The 20943-nt window shown below is 68.7% G+C and carries 18 protein-coding genes and 2 tRNA genes; 6 read left to right on the top strand and 14 right to left on the bottom strand.

Annotated elements, in window-relative coordinates; genetic code table 11:
* Positions 1 to 106 precede the first annotated feature (106 nt).
* A complete protein-coding gene (pknB, locus tag J8N05_RS06380; protein WP_210881479.1) occupies positions 107 to 2107 on the top strand; it encodes a Stk1 family PASTA domain-containing Ser/Thr kinase in 2001 nt (666 codons plus the stop codon).
* Between the two features lie 95 nt (positions 2108 to 2202).
* On the opposite strand, the gene J8N05_RS06375 is transcribed toward pknB, so the two are convergent.
* The 6 genes from J8N05_RS06375 to J8N05_RS06350 all read right to left on the bottom strand — a co-directional run bounded on the left by J8N05_RS06375 (position 2203) and on the right by J8N05_RS06350 (position 6940).
* Complete coding sequence (locus J8N05_RS06375) at positions 2203 to 2943, bottom strand: class E sortase (RefSeq protein ID WP_210881478.1); 741 nt, start codon at positions 2941 to 2943, stop codon at positions 2203 to 2205.
* A 74-nt stretch (positions 2944 to 3017) separates the two neighbouring features.
* Positions 3018 to 4502, bottom strand: coding sequence for a class E sortase (locus J8N05_RS06370; protein WP_210881477.1), 1485 nt, complete (start codon positions 4500 to 4502; stop codon positions 3018 to 3020).
* Positions 4499 to 5137, bottom strand: coding sequence for an aminodeoxychorismate/anthranilate synthase component II (locus tag J8N05_RS06365; protein WP_210881476.1), 639 nt, complete (start codon positions 5135 to 5137; stop codon positions 4499 to 4501). The genes J8N05_RS06370 and J8N05_RS06365 overlap by 4 nt, the downstream gene beginning before the upstream one ends.
* The gene (locus J8N05_RS06360; protein WP_210881475.1) at positions 5134 to 5295 is read right to left on the bottom strand and encodes a hypothetical protein; all 162 of its coding nucleotides are present in this window, start codon (positions 5293 to 5295) and stop codon (positions 5134 to 5136) included. Before J8N05_RS06360 ends, J8N05_RS06365 begins: the two co-directional genes overlap by 4 nt.
* Before the next feature lie 52 nt (positions 5296 to 5347).
* Entirely contained in the window at positions 5348 to 6055 is a 708-nt protein-coding gene (locus J8N05_RS06355) for a class E sortase (RefSeq protein WP_210881474.1), read from the bottom strand.
* A gap of 105 nt (positions 6056 to 6160) precedes the next feature.
* Positions 6161 to 6940, bottom strand: a complete 780-nt coding sequence (locus tag J8N05_RS06350) for a DUF881 domain-containing protein (RefSeq protein ID WP_210881473.1) — start codon at positions 6938 to 6940, stop codon at positions 6161 to 6163.
* Between the two features lie 151 nt (positions 6941 to 7091).
* Here J8N05_RS06350 and crgA point away from each other — a divergent pair, with 151 nt between their 5' ends.
* The gene (gene crgA / locus J8N05_RS06345; protein ID WP_055517312.1) at positions 7092 to 7346 is read left to right on the top strand and encodes a cell division protein CrgA; all 255 of its coding nucleotides are present in this window, start codon (positions 7092 to 7094) and stop codon (positions 7344 to 7346) included.
* A gap of 302 nt (positions 7347 to 7648) precedes the next feature.
* On the opposite strand, the gene J8N05_RS06340 is transcribed toward crgA, so the two are convergent.
* Positions 7649 to 8545 carry a rhomboid family intramembrane serine protease gene (locus J8N05_RS06340; RefSeq protein WP_210881472.1) on the bottom strand — a complete coding sequence of 299 codons (897 nt, stop codon included), beginning with the start codon at positions 8543 to 8545 and terminating at the stop codon, positions 7649 to 7651.
* Positions 8546 to 8693: 148 nt separating this feature from the next.
* Positions 8694 to 9221, bottom strand: coding sequence for a peptidylprolyl isomerase (locus J8N05_RS06335; protein ID WP_210881471.1), 528 nt, complete (start codon positions 9219 to 9221; stop codon positions 8694 to 8696).
* 338 nt (positions 9222 to 9559) lie between these two features.
* Here J8N05_RS06335 and J8N05_RS06330 point away from each other — a divergent pair, with 338 nt between their 5' ends.
* The gene (locus tag J8N05_RS06330; RefSeq protein ID WP_210881470.1) at positions 9560 to 10273 is read left to right on the top strand and encodes a DUF5324 family protein; all 714 of its coding nucleotides are present in this window, start codon (positions 9560 to 9562) and stop codon (positions 10271 to 10273) included.
* Positions 10274 to 10998: 725 nt separating this feature from the next.
* On the opposite strand, the gene J8N05_RS06325 is transcribed toward J8N05_RS06330, so the two are convergent.
* Positions 10999 to 11071, bottom strand: a tRNA-Ala gene (locus J8N05_RS06325).
* 183 nt (positions 11072 to 11254) lie between these two features.
* On the opposite strand from J8N05_RS06325, the gene J8N05_RS06320 reads away from it, so the two are divergent.
* The gene (locus tag J8N05_RS06320; RefSeq protein WP_210881469.1) at positions 11255 to 11806 is read left to right on the top strand and encodes a helix-turn-helix domain-containing protein; all 552 of its coding nucleotides are present in this window, start codon (positions 11255 to 11257) and stop codon (positions 11804 to 11806) included.
* 134 nt (positions 11807 to 11940) lie between these two features.
* Positions 11941 to 13611: a serine/threonine-protein kinase gene (locus tag J8N05_RS06315; protein WP_210881468.1), complete on the top strand. Its 1671-nt coding sequence runs from the start codon at positions 11941 to 11943 to the stop codon at positions 13609 to 13611.
* Positions 13612 to 13704: 93 nt separating this feature from the next.
* On the opposite strand, the gene J8N05_RS06310 is transcribed toward J8N05_RS06315, so the two are convergent.
* Together J8N05_RS06310 and J8N05_RS06305 are read right to left on the bottom strand one after the other, a co-directional pair.
* Entirely contained in the window at positions 13705 to 15120 is a 1416-nt protein-coding gene (locus J8N05_RS06310; protein ID WP_210881467.1) for a hypothetical protein, read from the bottom strand.
* A gap of 196 nt (positions 15121 to 15316) precedes the next feature.
* Positions 15317 to 15445 carry a DLW-39 family protein gene (locus J8N05_RS06305; protein WP_003999697.1) on the bottom strand — a complete coding sequence of 43 codons (129 nt, stop codon included), beginning with the start codon at positions 15443 to 15445 and terminating at the stop codon, positions 15317 to 15319.
* Between the two features lie 339 nt (positions 15446 to 15784).
* Here J8N05_RS06305 and J8N05_RS48110 point away from each other — a divergent pair, with 339 nt between their 5' ends.
* A complete protein-coding gene (locus tag J8N05_RS48110) occupies positions 15785 to 16474 on the top strand; it encodes a DUF6344 domain-containing protein (RefSeq protein WP_407699886.1) in 690 nt (229 codons plus the stop codon).
* Positions 16475 to 17249: 775 nt separating this feature from the next.
* Here J8N05_RS48110 and J8N05_RS06295 read toward each other — a convergent pair.
* The 3 genes from J8N05_RS06295 to gyrA form a co-directional block, all read right to left on the bottom strand.
* Positions 17250 to 17323 (bottom strand) — tRNA-Ile (locus J8N05_RS06295).
* Between the two features lie 253 nt (positions 17324 to 17576).
* Positions 17577 to 18308: a DUF3566 domain-containing protein gene (locus J8N05_RS06290; protein WP_210881466.1), complete on the bottom strand. Its 732-nt coding sequence runs from the start codon at positions 18306 to 18308 to the stop codon at positions 17577 to 17579.
* A gap of 18 nt (positions 18309 to 18326) precedes the next feature.
* On the bottom strand, positions 18327 to 20942 hold the full coding sequence (gene gyrA / locus J8N05_RS06285) for a DNA gyrase subunit A (RefSeq protein WP_247706169.1): 2616 nt from the start codon (positions 20940 to 20942) through the stop codon (positions 18327 to 18329).
* Position 20943: the final 1 nt, after the last annotated feature.

Genomic DNA, 20943 nt, shown 5'->3' with positions numbered 1-20943 from the left:
TGTGGCCAGGTCAGTCAAGGCGGTCCGGGTACGGTATGCCCGGACAGCACACCGCCGGACCACACGTGGTGTGGTCGGGACCGTCGGAAAAGGCTGGTAGGTAGCTATGGAAGAGCCGCGTCGCCTCGGCGGCCGGTACGAGCTGGGCCACGTGCTCGGCCGTGGTGGCATGGCGGAGGTACACCTCGCCCATGACACCCGGCTCGGCCGCACGGTAGCGGTGAAGACGCTGCGAGCGGACCTCGCGCGCGACCCGTCGTTCCAGGCCCGGTTCCGCCGGGAGGCCCAGTCGGCCGCCTCGCTCAACCATCCCGCGATCGTCGCCGTGTACGACACGGGTGAGGACTACATCGAGGGCATCTCCATCCCGTACATCGTGATGGAGTACGTCGACGGGTCCACGCTGCGCGAACTGCTGCACTCCGGGCGCAAGCTGCTGCCCGAGCGCACCCTGGAGATGACCATCGGCATCCTCCAGGCCCTTGAGTACTCGCACCGCGCCGGCATCGTGCACCGCGACATCAAGCCCGCGAACGTCATGCTGACGCGCAACGGCCAGGTCAAGGTCATGGACTTCGGCATCGCCCGCGCGATGGGCGACTCCGGTATGACGATGACGCAGACCGCGGCGGTCATAGGGACCGCGCAGTACCTCTCTCCGGAGCAGGCGAAGGGCGAGCCGGTCGACGCCCGCTCCGACCTGTACTCGGCGGGTTGTCTGCTGTACGAGCTCCTGACGGTGCGCCCGCCGTTCATCGGGGACTCCCCGGTGGCGGTCGCGTACCAACACGTGCGCGAGGAGCCGCAGCCGCCGAGCGTCTTCGACCCCGAGATCACGCCCGAGATGGACGCCATCGTCCTGAAGGCGCTGACCAAGGACCCGGACTACCGCTACCAGTCCGCCGACGAGATGCGGATGGACATCGAGGCCTGCCTCGACGGCCAGCCGGTCGCGGCCACCGCCGCCATGGGCTCGGTCGGCTACGGCGGCTACCCGGACGACCAGCCGACCACCGCCCTGCGCTCCTCGGACGGCCAGCACACCACGATGCTGCCTCCGCAGAACCCGGACGACGGGGCCTTCGGCTACGACGACCGGGCCGGCCGGCGCCGCCAGCAGAAGAAGAGCAACACCTCGACGATCCTCCTGGTCGTCGCCGGTGTGCTCGTGCTGATCGGCGCGATCCTCATCGGCAAGTGGGCGTTCACCGGGGACGGCGGCAGCGGGAACAACACGTTCGACGCGCCGAACTTCGTGAACCGGACCGAGGCCGACGCCAAACAGCAGGCGACCAATCGCGAGCTCGAACTCACGATCAACCGCAAGCCGTGCGAGAACACGGTCAAGGGCAGCGTCTGCGACCAGAGCCCGGCCGCGAAGACCCAGGTCAAGAAGGGCGACACGATCACCCTGACGGTGTCGACGGGGGCGCCGAAGGTGGCGGTTCCCAACGTCATCGACGACTCCGTGGACGCCGCGACCAAGAAGCTTGAGAGCGATAAGTACGAGTTCGAGGTCAAGACGGAGAGCAAGGAGTCCAGCGAGGACCCCGGCACCGTCCTCGACCAGGACCCGTCCTCGGGCGAAGAGGTCGAGAAGGGCTCCACGATCACGCTCACCGTCGCCAAGGAGAAGGAACAGTCCACCGTTCCCGACGTCGGCGGTCAGAGCTGTGACCAGGCCAAGGCCCAGATGGAACAGAACGATCTGACGGGTACCTGCACAGAGGTGGAGACCGACGACGACAACCTGGTCGGCAAGGTCGTCGCGACCTCGCCGCAGGCGGGCTCGCCGGCCGACCCGGGGTCGACGGTCACCATCCAGATCGGCAAGAAGAAGCAGGAAGAGGAGCCGCAGAAGTTCGCCATGCCGAAGGTGACCCAGATGACCCTCGCGCAGGCGAAGCAGGTCCTCTCGCAGAGTCAGCTCCAGCTCGGCAACGTCAACGGATCGCAGGACGACAACGCCATCGTCCTCGCCAGCGACCCCGGTCAGGGCAACGAGGTGAAGGCCGGCGACAAGGTCAACCTCGTCACGGTCGACACCGGCGGCGGGAACAACGGCGGCGGCAACGGCGGCGGCTTCCTCGGAGGCGGCTCGGGCTGACGCCCGGCAACCGCACCGACCGCACGAAGAGGCCCTGGCCCCCCTCACAGGGGGGCCAGGGCCTCTTCGTCGTACGGGGGCTCCTACGGGAGCCGTCAGCGCAGCTCCGCCGGGGGCGTCCGTTCGTCGTCGACCTTCTCCACGCGGTCCAGCTCGCCCCAGACCACGTACCGGTAGCGGGACGTGTAGACCGGCGTGCAGGTCGTCAGCGTGATGTAGCGGCCCGCCTTCGCCTTCCCCGACTCCTTGGGGACCGCCCCGAGGACGTTGACGTTGTACTTCGACGTCTCCGGAAGCGTCGCGTAGACCTTGTAGACGTACCAGTCGTCCTTGGTCTCGAAGACGATCGCGTCGCCCTTCTTGAGCTTGTCGATGTTGTGGAACTTCGCGCCGTGCCCGTCACGGTGGGCGGCCAGCGAGAAATTGCCCTTCTCGTCCTGCGGGAGCGCGGACTTGACGGGGTTCGTGTAGTAGCCGGCGATGCCGTTGTTGAGCAGCTTCGTGGCGGTGCCCTTCTTGACCAGCACCTCGCCGTTCTTCATCGCCGGGACGTGCAGGAAGCCGATGCCGTCCTTGGTGTCCAGGCCGACCGGACCGCGGTCCTCGGCCCAGTGGTCGCGCACCTTGTCGCCCTGCTTGTCGGCCTCGCGGTCCGCGATCACGTTCGTCCACCACAGGGAGTAGACGACGAACAGGCCGAGGACCAGGCCCGCCGTGATGAGGAGTTCGCCCAGGACGCTGACGGCCGTCGCGATCGGGCCGCCGCCGCGGCGCCGCGGCGCGGGCGGGGACGCCGGCGCGTCCGTGTGCTCTTCGTGGTCGGTCGTCGCTGCCACTGCGTTTTCCCCGTCTGGTGTCTCAGAGAGCTGTTCAGATGTTCAGAAAGGTGTTCAGGAGGGTGCCCGCGCGGTCAGCCGACGAGTTCGTCCGGTTTGCCCTTGTCGCGCGATCGTTCCTCGACCATCGTGCCCCAGACGATCATCCGGTACTTACTGGTGAATTCCGGGGTGCAGGTGGTGAGAGTGATGTAGCGGCCCGCCGACTTGAAGGTCGATCCCTTGGGAACCGCGTCCAGGACAGACGTGTTGCTCGGTGGCGTCACCGGCAGGATCGAGGCCATCTTGTAGACGAAGTACTTGTTCTGCGTCTCCACGACGATCGCGTCGCCCGGCTTGAGACGGTTGATGTAGCGGAACGGTTCGCCGTGGGTGTTGCGGTGGCCCGCGAGCCCGAAGTTGCCCTTCTTGGCGTCCGGCATCGCGGTCTTCACGCCGTCCTCGGCGTAGTGGCCCACCATGCCGCGGTCCAGGACCCGCTTCTTGTCGGTGCCCTCGGCGATCGGGACGACGACGTCGAGCTTGGGGATGTGCAGCAGGGCGAAGCCCTGCCCCGGCTCGAACGTGCCCGGAGCGCCCTTGCCGCTCGCCCAGTCGTCCTGGAGGCTGCTGGCCTCGCTGTCGGCCTGCGCGTGGGCCCGTATGTTCGTCCAGTACAGCTGGTAGGTCACGAACAGCAGCATCAGTACACCGGTGGTGATGAACACCTCGCCGATCGCGCGGCTCGCCATCACGGCCGCCCCGGGCTTGCGCGCCTTCGCCGCGCGCCGGGCCGCCGCGCGCGAGACGGGCGCGTCGGCCGCGTCGGCCTCCGTCTGCTCCTCGTGCATCCCGCCGGTGTCGGCCCCGCCGTGCCGTCCGTGGCGCCTGGAGGCCTTGCGCCGGGCCGCGCGGCCTCCCGGGGCCCCCGAGGGCCCCGGAGCCGCCACGGGGCCCTCAGAGGCCGCTGAGGGCTTCTGACGGCTCGCTATGGACCCGATGTCGGCGACGCGCAGGGCGACGGTCTCTTCGGCGGACGGAGAAGGCTCGTACGACGGTGTGTAGGGCTGGGCGTCCGGCAGCGGCTGGGCGGCGGGCGCGACCGGGGCGGCGGGCGCGTACGCCTCGCCGTACTGCGGCCGCGGCTCCTGGTAGCCGGGGTACCCCGACTGCGCCTGCCCGTACGCCTGCTGGGGCTGGGGCTGCTGCGCGTAGGGCTGCTGAGTGTGCGCGTGTGCCTGGGGTGCCGCGTACGGCTGTTGCGGCGCGGCCGGTGCCGAATAGCCGTGCGCGGGCTCCGCCTGCCCACGGCCCGCCGGATCCGCGTACGTCGAGGTGCTCTGGGCGTTCTGCCCGACGCTCCAGTCCGGTGCGTACGTCTGCGGGTCGTACCACCCCTGCTCCGGCGCCGCGGGCTGCCGTCGGCCCGGCAGGGGATCGCTGAGCGGGTCCGCCAGCCCGTCCACGGCGGCCCGCATGGCGCCGCCGGCACCCGGCGCCTCGAACGCCGCAGCGCTCCCGTACCCGGCGTCCTCGCCGTACGGGGCGGCACTGTCGCGCTCGGGGCGCAGCGCGGTCACGCCGTGACCCTGCCCACCACCGGGGCGAGCCCCGCCGACCTGGCCACGGCTCCCTGGTCGCCGCACTCGGCCAGCCAGTTGGCCAGCATGCGGTGACCGTGTTCGGTCAGCACGGACTCGGGGTGGAACTGCACTCCCTCGACCGGGAGTTCGCGATGTCTGAGACCCATGATGATCCCGTCGTGGGTACGGGCCGTGACCTCAAGGTCGGCCGGCACGGTCCCCGGCTCGGCGGCCAGCGAGTGGTAGCGCGTGGCGGTGAAGGGCGAGGGCAGTCCGGCGAACACGCCCCGGCCCGCGTGCTCGACGAGCGAGGTCTTGCCGTGCAGCAGCTCGGGGGCGCGGTCCACCACCCCGCCGTACGCCACCTGCATCGACTGCATCCCGAGGCAGACCCCGAAGACGGGGACCCCGGTCGCGGCGCAGTGCCGGACCATGTCGACGCAGACCCCGGCCTCCTCGGGCGTGCCCGGTCCGGGCGACAGCAGCACGCCGTCGAACCCGTCCTGCGCGTGCGCCATCGCCACCTCGTCGTTGCGCAGCACCTCGCACTCGGCGCCGAGCTGGTAGAGGTACTGGACCAGGTTGTAGACGAAGCTGTCGTAGTTGTCGACGACGAGGATCCGCGCGGTCACTGGTTGTCCACCGTCACATCGTTGAAGGGGAGCAGCGGTTCGGCCCACGGGAAGACGTACTGGAAGAGCACGTAGACCACCGCGAGGACCAGCACGATCGAGAGCAGTGCCTTGATCCACGTGTTCCCCGGCAGAAGCCGCCAGATAAAGCCGTACATGCCGTCCCTTCCGTCGCACCACGGCACCAGACTCACGCCGTACCCACTCAGACTAACGGCGCAGAGCCTCCGGTTTCCCAGCCTCCACGGGCTGGGTTTCGTCAAGGTGTGCCCAGACGATCAACCGGTGGCTGTGGCCCCATTCGGGGTCGCACGTGGTCAGCGTCAGATAACGGCCCTCTCGCGTGTACCCGGACTTCCTCGGGACGGGGTCGATGACTGCTGTGTCACTCGGCAGCGTCCGATAGGGCTTGGTGTCGATGCGGTACGTGAACCAGGACGTGCCGTCGGTCAGCACCACCGGGTCCCCGGGGCGCAGCCGGGGGAAGTCCTTGAACGGGTCCCCGTACGTCCGGCGGTGGCCGGCGACGGCGAAATTGCCCCGCTGCCCGAGCTGCGCGGTGTTCGCGTAGTGGCCCAGGCCCTTCTTGAGCGTCTTCGTCTTCGTGCCTTCGAGCACGGGCTTGTTCCACGTGAAACCAAGCCTGGGGATGTACATGACGGCGAACGGCCGCCCGTCCTGGTACGCGGCGGGCTTCTCCGGAGCCTTGTCCGGGCTCTCCGTAGTGGTCGATCCGCCGGGCTCGGCCGCTGCGGAGCTTTTCGCCCACTGTTCCTGCAGCTGCTCGATCTGGTCGTCCATCGCGGTGTCGGCCTTCACACCCGTCCAGAACAGCACGTAGACCACGAAGAGCACGATCACCGTGCCGACCGTGATGCACAGCTCGCTGAACGTCCTGACGACGATTCGCACCGACACAAGGTCCCCCAGCGGCAGCTGTTCCCGTTCTCCACAGCCTTCTACCCCAACGGCCCCCGCCGCACGGGACCTTGGGAAGTCTTGGACATCGGATCCGCCGCCCCGCTACTCCACGGGCTTCGCGTAGTGGAGGTCCACCGTGCCCGTGTAGCCGGGCATGGTGCGCGTCCCGTCCTCCTCGACCTTCCAGCCGAGCCCGTAGACATTGACGTACACCATGTAGTTCTGGATCGCCGGGGACGCCGAGAGGGACTTCTGGAGCTTCTCCGGGTCACCGATCGCCTGGACCTTGTACGGGGGCGAGTAGACGCGGCCCTGGAGGATCAGGGTGTTGCCGACGCAGCGGACGGCGCTGGTGGAGATCAGCCGCTGGTCCATGACCTTGATGCCCTTGGCACCGCCCTGCCACAGGGCGTTGACCACGGCCTGCAGGTCCTGCTGGTGGATGACCAGGTAGTCGGGCTGCGGCTCGGGGTAGCCGGGGAGCTTGGCCGTCGCGTTCGGGGGCGCGTCGTTGAGCGTGACGGTGAGGGCCTCGCCCTTGAGCTTCTGGGTACCCGCGTGCTTCTCCAGGGCGGCGAGCTTGGCCGCCTCCGCCGCGGTGCTGCCGTTGTCCCGCTCGGCGAGGGTCTCGACGTCGTCGCGCAGCGAACCGTTGCTCTCGTCGAGCTGTCCGTTCTTGTGGCTGCGCTCCTGGATGAGGTCGGAGAGCTTGAGCAGCGAGGCGTCGGTACGGATGTTGGTGCCGTTGGCCGTGTCGAAGCTGGTGAAGAAGATCAGCCCGGCCAGTGCGAAGACGGCCATGGTCAGCAACCGCACCGGCCGGAATCGCCGGATACGGTCGGGGCCGGAACCCGGCCGGGGAGAGTCGGCAGAATTGCTCAACGTACCCTTATCTCCTTCGGCGCCGCGGAAGCACTACGCTAACGGACGCCCGGGGGAGCACTAGGACAGGTCCTGGGAGTCCCCTTGTACGCTGCTTCGGCAGCCCACGTTCCCTGCGCGGCCACGCAGCGCATCGACAGGAGAGACCCTCGTGCCGAAGTCACGTATCCGCAAGAAGGCCGACTACACGCCGCCGCCGGCGAAGCAGGCGACCAACATCAAGCTGAACAGCCGTGCCTGGGTCGCCCCGGTCATGCTGGCCATGTTCCTCATCGGCCTCGCCTGGATCGTCGTGTTCTACGTGACGGACGGCTCGCTGCCGATCGACTCTCTGGGCAACTGGAACATCGTGGTCGGCTTCGGCTTCATCGCGGCGGGATTCGGCGTCTCCACCCAGTGGAAGTAACTCCCACCCGGAGTACCGAGGGCTTGCACGGAGTCTGTGCGAGCCCTTGTCCGCAAGCCCTGGCCCAAGTTGTCCACTGAGTTATCCACAGCGATTTCCACAGTGGGGAAAAGGTCAGAAGATCTGTGGATAACCCTCTCGGGACTGCCGTCATGTTGACGCCGGTGTGACTGACCTACTGGGATCCGGAAGCATGTTCGCCCCCTGTCCTGCCTGGGGAAACCCAGGTCAGCGACAGGGGGCACACTTGTTCCCCCACAGCATGCACAAGATCCGCCACGGTCTGTGGACAACGTGGACGCTCAGGTGAGCTGACCAGTCCTGATGAGTGTCATGACCACAACCGCGAGCAGTACCAGCGCACACGCGCCGTACTGGATGAGCGCTCGTCGTTCCCGGGGCGCATGCACCATCGCGTAGCCGATGAGGACACCACCGACGAGACCGCCGATGTGGGCTTCCCAGGCGATGTTGCTCCACCCGAAGGTGAAGATCAGGTTGATCACCAGCAGGGCGATGACCGGGCGCATGTCGTAGTTGAGCCGCCGCATCAGGATGGCGGTCGCGCCGAAGAGACCGAAGATCGCTCCGGAGGCGCCGAGCGAGGGCTGGTTCGGCTCGGCGATCAGATACGTGAGCGCGCTGCCCGCGAGGCCGGACGTCACGTACAGGGCGAGATAGCGGGCGCGGCCGAGCGCCGCCTCCAGGGGGCCGCCGATCCACCACAGGCTGAGCATGTTGAAGGCGATGTGGATATAGCTCCCGTGCAGGAACATCGCCGTGACCATCCGGTACCACTGGCCCTCCGCGACACCCTCGACATCGCCGAGGACCGGCACGAACGCCCGGCCGATCAGGTCGAAGCTGTCGGTGAAGCGGTCGCCCACGGAGAGCTGGACCAGATAGACGGCGAGATTGAGCCCGACGAGGATCTTGGTGAGGAGCCGGGGGTCCGAGGTGACCGTGCCGCCCGCGAGGGTGCGGGGCTGGGACGCCCCGGGCGCGTGCCCGGTGCCGGAACCCTCCCGTACGCACTCCGGGCACTGGAAGCCGACCGAGGCGTTGATCATGCACTCGGGACAGATCGGGCGCTCGCACCGGGTGCAGCTGATGCCGGTCTCCCGGTCCGGATGCCGGTAGCAGGTGGGCAGACTCGGGGCACCCTGCGGTCCCTGCGGGCTGCCTGGCACCTGATCCATCGGGTTCCCCTCATCCTTCTGTACGCACTGGGTACGCAACGAACCGCCCCGCTCATCCTTACGGACGGGCGGGGCGTTTGGTTCCCTGCGGGAGCCCTCCGGCACCGGGCCGGAGGGGGCTCACCGACAGCAGGTCACGACTGCCGGGTCAGCGGGTCTCCACGACGACCGACTCGATGACGACGTCGTTGACAGGACGGTCGGTACGCGGGTTCGTCGGCAGCGAGACGATGGCGTCCACGATCTTCTGGCTGGCTCCCTCGGTGACCTCACCGAAGATGGTGTGCTTGCGGGTCAGCCAGGCCGTCGGCGAGACGGTGATGAAGAACTGCGAGCCGTTGGTGCCCGGGCCGGCGTTCGCCATGGCCAGCAGGTACGGCTTGTCGAAGGCGAGATCCGGGTGGAACTCGTCCTCGAACTCGTAGCCGGGTCCGCCGGTGCCGTTGCCCAGCGGGTCGCCGCCCTGGATCATGAAGCCGCTGATCACGCGGTGGAAGACCGTGCCGTCGTAGAGCTTGTCCGTCGTCTTCACACCCGTGGCCGGGTTGGTCCACTCACGCTCGCCCTTGGCGAGTTCCACGAAGTTCCGGACCGTTTTGGGCGCGTGGTTCGGCAGGAGCCGCACTTCGATGTCGCCGTGATTGGTCTTCAGGGTGGCGTAAAGCTGCTCGGCCACGATCTGCCTTCCGTTGTCCTTTGTGACGCTCCGATCCTCGCACGGACCGCGCCGCCAGTCTTGCGTCACCGCCGTACACACCGGTTCAGCCGCTTCGCACCAAACAGGCGCGCGGACCGGGGATCCGTGGCATTGTCGTCGCAGACTCCTGTTGCACCATATTGATCGGTTATTGCACCAAGTACACCCGGAGTCACCTTTCATGACCCGGATGCCTGCCCTCACATGCCCCGAAGCGCTCCGGCAGGCATGATCCGGATAAGGGTGGAAAGGCGAACTGTGACTTTCCGGGGGACGGCCCCCGAGCCCCCATGTACGCCACCGAGGAGGAGGATCCCGTGACCCGCAAGGACAGCGTGCGCGCGGCAGCCGAGTCGGCGAAGGACAGCGTGCGGCACGCCGCGGAAGTGGTGGCGCCCTACGCCGACACGACAAAGGACCGAGCCACCCACTACGCGCATGAAGCCCGTGTGAAGCTCGCGCCCAAGGTGTCGTCCACCGCCGTCACAGCCGCCGAACAGGCACGCACCCAGTACGCCGCTCATCTCGCACCACGTATCGAGCAGGCGCGTACACATGTGCCGCCGAAGGTCGACCACGCCGCGCACGAGGCCGCTGTTCGTACGCGCAAGGCCGCTCGGCAGGCGGCGGAGTACTCCCGCCCGCGGATCGAGCATGCGAGGGCCGCGGCCGGACCCGTCCGCGAGGAGGCCGCATCCCGAAGCACGGCGGCGCTGGCAGCTCTGCGTGGCCAGGTCTCGGCCAAGGAGGTCGAGAAGCTGGTCCGCAAGCACGAGCGGCGCGCCAGGAACGGTCGTCTCGCCAAGAGGCTGGCCGTGCTCGGCCTCCTGGCCGGTGGCGCCTTCGCCGCCTGGAAGTGGTGGGACAAGCAGGCCAACCCGGACTGGCTGGTCGAACCGCCCGCCGCCACCGAGGTCCCGGAGACCGGCCGGCTGACCTCGGTCGACGGCAGCGGCCAGGAAGACCTCGACCCCGAGGTCCAGGCCAAGCAGGCCGAGGCGGAGGCAGCGGACCGCACCGAGCGCGGCTGACGCGTCCGGCACGCCTGCGGTGCGCGACGCCGGGACCGGACATGTCGAGACCGAGCACGTCGAGGTCGGACAGAGTGAAGAGCTGTAGGGCAGGAGGCTTCAAGTCTGCTGCCCTACAGCCATGTTTCACGTGAAACAGGCGCTGTTTACGTCCTCGAACCACGATGACGTTTGCAACCGACCGACTGTGCAACATTCGCGCCGATCCGACTAACGGAGCGCAGCGTTCTGGTTACGCACCTTCGTTCACAGCAGCTCACACATGCCTTCACGACTCCTGCATGCCACCCTCACGTCACCCGGACCCCCTGAACGGCGATCGCACACCCTTCCCCCCGGGCAATGCTTTGCGCAAACAACTGCAAAGATCGCAACGAAAACCCTGTGACGCACGTCACCGCACATGACCCAATGGAGTGTCTGCGCCCCGGAAAACGTGCACCTTGAAGGTTGATGAGGCCACGTCACGTCACGGCGGGCGGCCAATTCCCTTTCGTCCCGGACCCGTTGAAGAGGCCGGCCCGGAGCGGGATCACGGCGAAACCGCGTGAGATCAAAATTCTTCACGGGCGATGCACCCGGCACCACGAGCAGCACCGCGGACGGAGCGACGGCCGGTCCCCCACAGCCCCCGAGAGGGCCGGCACTCCACCGGTTCCCCCACTCCACCACATGAGAAAACCCCCTCCGACCTGCGTAAAGCCGGTCCGAGGGGGTTCTTCTCGTGGAGCCTAGGGGAGTCGAACCCCTGACATCTGCCATGCAAAGACAGCGCTCTACCAACTGAGCTAAGGCCCCGAAAGGAAGGCAGACACCGGAAAGATCTCCCTCCGCGCTGCCACCGCAGACCAGACTACCGGGTCACCCCGGGTATCCCGCAAAAAGATTGGGGGTCCCCGTGCACGACCACTCTCCGTAAGATGCTCGACGTGGTTCGCTACAGCGAACCACGGTACTTGGGGAAGCGATGGGGAGACGCGCATGGACGCCGCACAGCAGGAAGCAACCGCGAGAGCCCGGGAGCTGCAGCGGAACTGGTACGGGGAGCCGCTGGGGGCGCTCTTCCGTAGGCTCATAGATGACCTGGGTCTCAACCAGGCCCGTCTGGCGGGGGTGCTCGGCCTGTCCGCGCCCATGCTGTCTCAGCTGATGAGCGGCCAGCGCGCCAAGATCGGCAATCCCGCGGTGGTCCAGCGCGTGCAGCTGCTGCAGGATCTCGCAGGTCAGGTCGCGGACGGCAGTGTCAGCGCCGCCGAGGCCACCGAACGCATGGACGAGATCAAGAAGTCTCAGGGGGGCTCGGTGCTCAGCAACACCACGCAGTCGACGACCACTTCGGGCGGTGCGCCCACGGTGAAGCGCGTGGTGCGCGAGATCCAGTCGCTGCTCCGCTCGGTGTCCGCGGCCGGGGACATCATCGACGCGGCGGACACCCTCGCCCCGACCCACCCGGAACTGGCAGAGTTCCTCCGGGTGTACGGAGCCGGACGCACGTCCGACGCGGTCGCCCACTACCAGTCCCACCAGAACTGAGTACACCGCCCGGCAGCCGAACACCCCGCCACCGGAGCCCTGTCCGGGCTTCCAGCGGCGGAAGCCAGGCAGCCGGGCACCTCGGAAAGAGGCCACCGCAGTACCGACCGCCGAAGGGGGAGCGACGCACGACCATGGGTGAGGTCTTCGCCGGCCGGTACGAACTGGTCGACCCTGTCGGACGCGGGGGAGTCGGTGCCGTCTGGCGCGCCTGGGACCACCGGCGGCGCCGGTATGTGGCCGCCAAGGTGCTCCAGCAGAGCGACGCCCACTCGCTGCTGCGGTTCGTGCGCGAGCAGGCGGTCCGGATCGATCACCCCCATGTGCTCGCTCCCGCCAGTTGGGCGGCCGACGACGACAAGGTCCTGTTCACCATGGATCTCGTCGGTGGTGGATCCCTGGTCCACCTGATCGGGGACTACGGCCCGCTGCCGCCGGCCTTCGTCTGCACCCTGCTCGACCAGCTGCTGGCGGGACTCGCCGCGGTGCACGCGGAGGGGATCGTGCACCGTGACATCAAGCCCGCCAACATCCTGCTGGAGTCGACCGGCACGGGCCGTCCGCGGCTGCGGCTGTCCGACTTCGGCATCTCGATGCGCCTCGGTGAGCCGCGGCTCACCGAGACCAACTACGTGGTGGGAACGCCCGGTTACTTCGCCCCCGAGCAGCTGCGCGGCGCCGACCCGGACTTCCCCGCCGACCTCTTCGCCGTGGGCCTGGTGGCCCTGTTCCTCCTGGAGGGCGCCAAACCCGACGCCAAGGCGCTGGTCGAGCACTTCGACGCCCATGGCACGCCAGGCGCCCCGAAGGGGATACCCGAGCCTCTGTGGCAGGTCGTGGCGTCTCTGCTCGAACCGGACCCGCACGCGCGGTTCCGCACGGCCAACGGGGCGCGCAAAGCGCTCGTCTCGGCCAGGGAGCTCCTCCCGGAGCCCGGCCCCGACGACGAGCTGATCGAGATATTCGACCAACTCGGTCCGCTTCCCAAGGGATTCGGTCCCGAAGGCCCTCTCACGAGCACGGCTGCCAGGGCTGCCTCGGCCACCACGACGTCCCGGGCGACGGCCTCCGAACAGACACCGAGGCCAGGAACGGGGCCAGGACCGGGGCCGGAACCAGGACAGGCCCAGCGGACGGGCAGAGCGCAGAACACGGCGCCGGGCACGGTCTCTCCGGAGGCCGACACGGGAGACGCCTCCCCGGCGGGCGGTCTCCCGGCGGACGGTCTCCCGGCGAGCGGTCCCTCCCCCGCCCCTTCCGCTTCCGGCCGGTGGACCGGCGGCATACCGCCCCAGCCGACCACCGATCCCACCCCCTCGCAGCCCCCCAGCCCCTCGGACACCGGCAGTTTCCATCTGCCGCCCCCGCTGCGGGAGAAGCAGCCCCTCGCTCCCCCCGCCCCGCAGGAACTCCCGGATTCCGCCTACACCCCGTCGCAGTCGTACGAACCCACCCACGTGCCCTCCCCCCAGGCCCCGTACCCAACGGCTCCCGCCCCTGCGTCCGCGCCTACGCCACACCCGCTGCCGCAAGCGCCCCAGCAGGCCCTCCCGCTACCGCTGCCACTGCCCCAATCCATGCCGCTGCCTCTGCCCCTGCCGCAGTCACAGCCGCGTGAGACAGCCTCTACTGCTTCATACACCGCTCAAGGCGTTCGGGTTCCACCTCAGCCGCAGCCGGTTGCGCGGCACCGCGCCAGACGGTCACGACGGCGGCCCGGACCCCCCATGGCGGTGACGGTTCCGGTGCTCCTGCTCGCGCTGATCTGCTTCGCGGTCGGATTCTGGGCACTGGGACGGATCTGAGACGCCCCCCGGGACCTACCGGACCACCGGACCTCCTGGACCACCGGTCGGCAGAACCGTCGACCCACCCCACCGGCCGGCAGAACCGTCGGCCTACCGGACCCGGGACCGTCCGTACGTCCTCGCGACTCCGCCGCCGGCAACGGGCGCGGCACCCTCGGCCGTCCCGGCCCCCGCCCGCCGCCGGGCGATCACCGTCCACATCGCGAGCCCCAGGACCAGGACGCACCCCGTGCCGATCCCGCCCACGGCCACCGCCTTCATCGCGGTGTTCTCGCCCGCAGAGCCACCGTCACCGCCGTCCCCACCGGTCGCCGCGCTGCCGCTCGCCGCGGCGTGCTTGTCCTTGGCGGTGACCTCGAAGACGTCGCGCGGCACGGCGGCACCGCTGTAGGCCGGTGCCTCCTGGGCCGTCCCCTTCACCCGCACGTGCAGCGTCAGCGCGAACGGCCCGTCGCCGAACTTGTCGGACACCTCCGCCGCCAGATGTACGACGAGGTAGTACCAGCCGGCGAACCGCATACCGCCGACCTGGTCCTCGACGGCGAACCGGTTCTCGTAGGCGACCGGAGGCAGCGGCCTCAGCGCGGTCTGCTTCCGCGTGCCGTCGTATCCGGTGTCGGCGTCGTCCACCAGGGCGCGTACGGGGTTGTGGAGCGACATGACGAGCGCGTTCCCCAGATAGCCGTCGCCGCTCGCCGCCGGGCCCAGTTCGGCGGTGGCGTCCAACTGCTGTCCCCAGTCGACGGGAACGCGGTAGAAGAGCGTCTGCCCGGCCCGGATCCCGTCCTTCCAGACGCCCTGTTCCAGCGAACGCGCCCCACTGAAGCCCGTACCCCCCTCACGGGCCAGGGCGGGGCCTTCGAACGCCTGGGGGGAGGCGGAGTCCCACACCTGCGGGGCGGCCGTGGAAGCGGCTTTCCCCAGAGCGGGCTCCGAGACGTACTGGAGCTCCAGCTCCCAGTCGTCCAGCGAGGAGCCGGGCCCGCTCGTACGCTCGACGAGCACCGAGTACGTACCGGCGCCCTTGCAGATGTACGCGCCGGGGCCGGTCCTTCGCGACGCCCAGGCGGTGATCGGACGGGGGCTCTCGGTGGGGCCGAAACGGGCGATGCCGGCGTCCCCGGAGAAGCAGCGGTGACCTTCGGGGTCCTGGAGGGACACCTTGATGCCGTCCGAGTACCTGACCTTCGTACCCGGCTTGGGTACGGCGGTGGCCGACACGTACGCGCCGGACGCGGTGGAGGCCTCGTCGAGCCGCAGCCCGTAGTAGAGCTTTCCGTTGTCGGGGACGGTGCTCCGGTAGTACGTGCCGGGTGTCAGACTCTCGGCGTCGGTGGCCTGGTCCGCGCCCTCGATCCGCTCGGCGTCGACGGCGAAACGGTAGGGAGGGGGAGCGTCGGCCGCGGTCGCCGTCGTCGCCTGCCCCGCCGGCACCGCGACCGAGAGCAGCGCCGCCGCCCCCGCCAGGACCGTACGGCCGCGCCACCATCCCGTGCGCCGCCCCATCACGCGCCCCCTCGCCGTAACCCGGACCCTCACCCGACGGGCTCCCGCGGGTCGGCGACGTCGCTGTTCCGACACCGTCCCGAACGCCCGCGAAGCCTCGACCATCCTGCCCCTACCGGGCTCCGCGCACCCGGGCAACACAAAACCCCGGCCGCAGCAAGGCGGCCGGGGTTTGTACTGAGACTGTCGTCGACACTCACGAACCCGTGGGCACGGAGTCGGTCGCCTCCGTCCACAGGTCCTGCTCGGCGCGATCCGCCTGGATCTGGCGGTACACGAGGAGCCCGCCGATGGCGGCCAGTGCGACCAGGAGAAGCTTCTTCACCGCGAGACCTCGTCTTTCTTAGGCGTTGGGGACTTCTGGCGCCCGACTATACACACCGGCCGATACCGATCGGTGACCTGCGTCGGGGCCTCAACTGCCCGCCGGGGCAGCGCAGTACGACCGGGGCCGACCGCTCGGATCGGAGGGTGATCACATCCTCACCGAGGGCTATTTCGCCCCGCTTTCCTCATGCTTCCGCTCATTTAGCGAGCATTGAGCCCATCCGAGTGGTGTTCATCAGAAGATCGCCGCGCCACGGGCGTCGGTCCGTCACTTCGCCACCGACATACACATCATGAGGAAAGTATGCAAATCCACCCACCCGAAAGGAGAGGGACCATGACTCGCAACAAGGTCATGAACCTGTGGACCGCGGTCGTCACCGCCTTCCTCGCACTGTGCACGTCACTCGGACTGATCACGACGACTGCCGTCGCCGCCGTACCCGCGACGCAGACAGCGCGCAACACCAACGCCCCGCAGGAGGCGACGGCGCAGGAGGAGCCCATCTGGAGCCGCCCACGGGCGAGTTCCCTGCCGCCCACGATGAAACAGCGCATCCACGCGGAGGCGCACGGCTCCTCACCGTCCTGCCGGCACCGCCCGCCGACGGACGCGACGGACGCGGAGACAGCCGTCGCACGGGACAGCGCCGAGGCACCAGAAGTCGTCGCCGCGCTGAGCGCCGCAGTACCTACTGCCGTCGATACAACGGACTCCGACGCGCGGGAACGCGCCACGAGGGAACGTGCCACGCAGGCACCTGTCACAAGGGATGCCGTCTCGGTGCCCGCCCGTCCCTGCGGCACGACCCACACGACCACCGGCGCCTTCGACTTCGACGTACCCGCGGTACGGGCCGTACACGCAGCGGCTCCGGCAGGTCAGACAGGCCAGGCAGCACCCGCCACGGAGGCCGCGCCCATCGGTGCCGTCATGCTCCCCTCACAGTCCTCGGCACCGGTCCAGCTCCCGGCGCCGGCTCCCGCTCCGGTCCTGGCCGCCGTCGGCTCAGCGACTCGGGGATGACCTCGTACCCCCGGCATCGCCACAGGCGCAGGCCACCCGCCCCAGCCGTACGGTGCCCCGCCCGAGGGGTCCGCGCAGGATCGCCCGTCCCTCGGCAGGTTCGACAGACCCCGCAGACCCAGCAGGTTCAACAAATCTCGCAGACCCGGCAGACCCGACAGGCCGGCGCCAGACGCTTCGACGACGTCCGACGTCCGACGCTTGGACGATCCGGGCTCCGCCGACCGATTCGCAGGCGCCTTACAACGCCCCAGGATGCCGACTGCCCCCGCCCGCCATCCCCACCCTGCCCCTCACCCTCGCGCCCCGGCCGCCACTCGCGGCAGACGGACACACCGCCATACAGGCAATCAGATCGCTCGGATCACTCAGATCGACCCAGGTCCGACACACCCACGTCGGACGCCCCATTCGGCTGAAAGCCCCTGATCACAAGCTCAAACATTGACCATCGGCATCTGCACGGGCACGTGGATCGCAGATCGATGGATTGAATTCTCGCGTTCACATGAACCAGCGCGTACGCGCCACACGCATGCCGTCGACGCGGCCACCGGACCCGTCGGCAGCCCATACCGCCACGCGCCCCCTGACGGCCGGTCAGCCGCCGAACGCGGAAACTCCGCGGGTTTCCCGGCCGGGCGCGCTCCCGACAGTTCTCAGGGCTTCTCAGGCCCCCCTCAGGCATTCCCGCAGCCCGCCAGAACCTTCAGACTCCAGGCTCCAGTAACGCCAAAAACCCCCAGGCACGATGGCCTGGAGGTCTTTGAACAAGTGGGGCTAACAGGATTTGAACCTGTGGCCTCATCCTTATCAGGGATGCGCTCTAACCAACTGAGCTATAGCCCCGCCGCGCTCTGCGGTGTATGTCCCGCGCGCTGACCTCTGAAGATTAGCGCACGACGGGGCCAGTCCCAAAATCGGTATCCGCGGCCCACCCCGGCCTGCCCGGGCAGGCCGAAAACGCACCCACCGCCACCGCGGAAGGTCGCTCCTCGCCACCGCGGAAGGACCCTCCCCGACACGGAACGGCACCCCGGACAGCGCGAGAGCGCACCCCGGACCGGGATGCGCTCTCGCGGTGAAGCCGTGGTGACAACGTTTACTCGTCCTCGGCGAGCGTGAGCTCCACACCGCCCACGAAGCCCGCGGAGAGGTTGTAGATGAACGCGCCGAGGGTGGCGAGCGCGGTGGCCAGGACGACGTCGATGACGGCGATGATCGACGTGAAGATCAGGACGCGCGGCAGCGACAGGAACGACTGGAGGTCGAAGCCGTTCGACTCGTTCGAGCCGGTGGCCTCGGAGATCGTGCCGCCCACGGTGGAGAAGACGCCCATGGCGTCCATGACCATCCACAGCACCGCGGCCGCGACGATCGTGCAGATCCCGAGCGCGATCGAGAGCAGGAAGCTGACCTTCATCACCGACCAGGGGTCGGCCTTGGCCACCCGCAGCCGGGCCTTGCGCGTACGGGGCGTGGTGCGCGCCCCGGTGCGCGGCCGGCGGACGGCGCCCGCTGCGGGCGCCGTGTGCGCCGCGTACGCCTGCGGCGGGTGGTACGGCTGGGCGGCCTGCTGCGGTTGCCGCTCGCCCGGGAGGGGCGAGCCCGGCGCCGGCGGCACGGCCGTGCCAGGAGAGGCCGCCGGGCCCGGAGGCACCTGCGAGCCTGGGGCCGCACCGGCCGCGTAGTGCGGCGTCTGTGGGCCTCGGGTGTCCGTCACAGTTCCCCCCTGGGATCCATGAGAGTCATGGGAGTCAGTCGCCTCCGTGGCGGAGCCACGGCCGCCGTCCGTTTCCGTTTCGGTCGAACCGGCGCCCGCGGCTCCGCTCACGATGACTCACTCCTCGCGCTACTCGTCCGAGGACGGCTCGCCCTCGTCCGTGCCGGCGACCGTCTCGACCTCGTCCGAGTCGTCGACCACCCCGTCGACTTCCTCGGCCTCGCGACCGGCCTCGGCGTTACGTGCGATACCGACGACGGCATCGCGCTTGCCCAGGTTGATCAGTTGAACGCCCATGGTGTCACGGCCCGTCTCCCTGACCTCGTTGACTCGCGTGCGAATCACGCCACCGGACAGTGTGATGGCGAGGATCTCGTCCGTCTCCTCGACCACCAGCGCGCCGACGAGCGAGCCCCGGTCCTCGACGATCTTGGCGGCCTTGATACCCAGGCCACCGCGACCCTGGACGCGGTAATCGTCGACAGCGGTCCGCTTCGCGTACCCACCGTCTGTGGCAGTGAACACGAACGTACCGGGTCGAACAACATTCATCGAGAGCAGCTCGTCGCCCTCGCGGAAGCTCATCCCCTTGACGCCCGAGGTGGCACGGCCCATGGGGCGCAGTGCGTCGTCCGTCGCGGTGAACCTGATCGACTGGGCCTTCTTGCTGATCAGAAGCAGATCGTCCTCTGCCGAAACCAGCTCGGCTCCGATCAGCTCGTCGTCGGAACCGTCCTCCGTCTCACGGAGATTGATCGCGATGACGCCTCCGGAACGCGGCGAATCGTAATCCTTCAGGGATGTCTTCTTCACCAGCCCGCCCTTGGTGGCGAGGACCAGATAAGGCACCGCTTCGTAGTCGCGGATCGCGAGGATCTCGGCGATCGCCTCGTCCGGCTGGAAGGCCAGCAGGTTCGCGACGTGCTGGCCGCGCGCCTCGCGCCCGGCGTCGGGAAGCTCGTACGCCTTCGCCCGGTAGACCCGGCCCTTGTTGGTGAAGAACAGCAGCCAGTGGTGCGTCGTCGACACGAAGAAGTGGTCGACGATGTCGTCTTCCTTGAGCTTCGTCCCGCGTACGCCCTTGCCGCCGCGCTTCTGCGAGCGGTAGTCCTCGGCCTTGGTCCGCTTGATGTAGCCACCGCGCGTGATGGTGACGACGATGTCCTCCTCGGCGATCAGGTCCTCCATGGACATGTCGCCGTCGAAGGGCACCAGCTTGGAGCGGCGGTCGTCACCGAACTTGTCGACGATCGCGGTCAGTTCCTCGCTGATGATGGCGCGCTGCCGCTCGGGCGAGGCCAGGATCGCGTTGTACTCGCGGATCTTCGCCTGCAGCTCGTCGTGCTCGGCGACGATCTTCTGGCGCTCCAGGGCCGCCAGCCGGCGCAGCTGCATCTCAAGGATGGCGTTGGCCTGGATCTCGTCGATCTCCAGGAGGCCCATCAGGCCCTCGCGCGCGATCTCGACGGTGTCGCTGCGCCGGATCAGCGCGATGACCTCGTCGATGGCGTCCAGGGCCTTCAGGAGGCCGCGCAGGATGTGCGCGCGCTCCTCGGCCTTGCGCAGCCGGAACCGCGTACGCCGGACGATGACCTCGATCTGGTGCGTCACCCAGTGCCGGATGAACGCGTCGAGCGACAGGGTGCGCGGCACGCCGTCCACCAGCGCCAGCATGTTGGCGCCGAAGTTCGTCTGCAGGTCGGTGTGCTTGTACAGGTTGTTCAGGACGACCTTGGCGACGGCGTCCCGCTTCAGGACGATGACCAGGCGCTGGCCCGTACGCGACGAGGTCTCGTCCCGGACGTCGGCGATGCCGCCGATCTTGCCGTCCTTCACCAGGTCGGCGATCTTCTGGGCCAGGTTGTCGGGGTTGACCTGGTAGGGGAGCTCGGTGACCACCAGGCACTGGCGGTTCTGGATCTCCTCGACCTCGACGACCGCGCGCATCGTGATGGAGCCACGGCCCGTGCGGTACGCCTCCTCGATGCCCTTGCGGCCCACCACCAGGGCGCCGCTCGGGAAGTCGGGGCCCTTGATGCGCTCGATCAGCGCGTCCAGGAGATCCTCGTGCGAGGCCTCGGGGTTCTCCAGGTACCACTGGGCACCGGAGGCGACCTCGCGCAGGTTGTGCGGCGGGATGTTGGTGGCCATGCCGACCGCGATGCCCGCCGAGCCGTTGATCAGCAGGTTCGGGAAGCGGGCGGGGAGGACGGTCGGCTCCTGGGAGCGGCCGTCGTAGTTGTCCGTGAAGTCGACGGTCTCCTCGTCGATGTCGCGGACCATCTCCATGGACAGCGGCATCATCTTGCACTCGGTGTACCGCATGGCGGCGGCCGGGTCGTTGCCCGGGGAACCGAAGTTGCCGTTCGAGTCCACCAGCGGCATCCGCATCGACCACGGCTGCGCGAGACGGACCAGCGCGTCGTAGATCGAGGAGTCGCCGTGCGGGTGGTAGTTGCCCATGACGTCGCCGACGACGCGGGCGCACTTGTAGAAGCCCTTCTCGGGCCGGTAGCCGCCGTCGTACATGGCGTACAGGACGCGGCGGTGGACGGGCTTGAGACCGTCCCGTACGTCGGGCAGCGCGCGCGACACGATGACGGACATCGCGTAGTCGAGGTACGAGCGCTGCATCTCGGTTTCGAGCCCGACGGGCTCGACCCGCAGAGCGGTCCCGTCCTCTTCCACGGGAATGCCCGCGGGGATGCCCGGACCGGTGGGGGAAATGGGTGTCTCGTCGGTCATT

It is taken from the genome of Streptomyces liliiviolaceus, assembly GCF_018070025.1.
GTDB lineage: Bacteria > Actinomycetota > Actinomycetes > Streptomycetales > Streptomycetaceae > Streptomyces > Streptomyces liliiviolaceus.
This window is presented reverse-complemented; position numbering and strand designations above follow the sequence as displayed.